The organism is Streptococcus sp. HMSC072G04 (assembly GCF_001813295.1).
Taxonomy (GTDB): Bacteria; Bacillota; Bacilli; order Lactobacillales; family Streptococcaceae; genus Streptococcus.
In genome coordinates this window covers 1-232 of record NZ_KV812023.1, presented here as the reverse complement: position 1 = coordinate 232, position 232 = coordinate 1, and the positions used below count along the sequence as shown (strand labels likewise).

Annotated in this window: 1 protein-coding gene; it reads right to left on the bottom strand. The window is 36.2% G+C overall.

Annotation, left to right across the window (positions count from 1 at the left end; all coding sequences use genetic code 11):
- Positions 1-232, bottom strand: a 232-nt coding sequence (locus HMPREF2904_RS05745) for a mucin-binding protein (protein WP_141751199.1), incomplete at both ends; no start/stop codon positions are given.

The window sequence follows — 232 nt, the reverse complement described above, 5'->3', positions numbered from 1 at the left end:
TAAACTCTTGGTCTACTTTGGCATCAAAGTCATATTTCTTATTCACAGAATTCGTGAAACCATCGTTGACTAATTCATAACCTTTGCGTTTAAATGCTGAAATCTTACCATCTGTGCTGTAATCAATTGCTTCACCGGATTTACCATTGACCACATCACGATCTAATTCCACATTGCCTTTTTCGTTGACATATTTGATGATCGCTTTTTGAGCATCTTTCACGTATGTTAC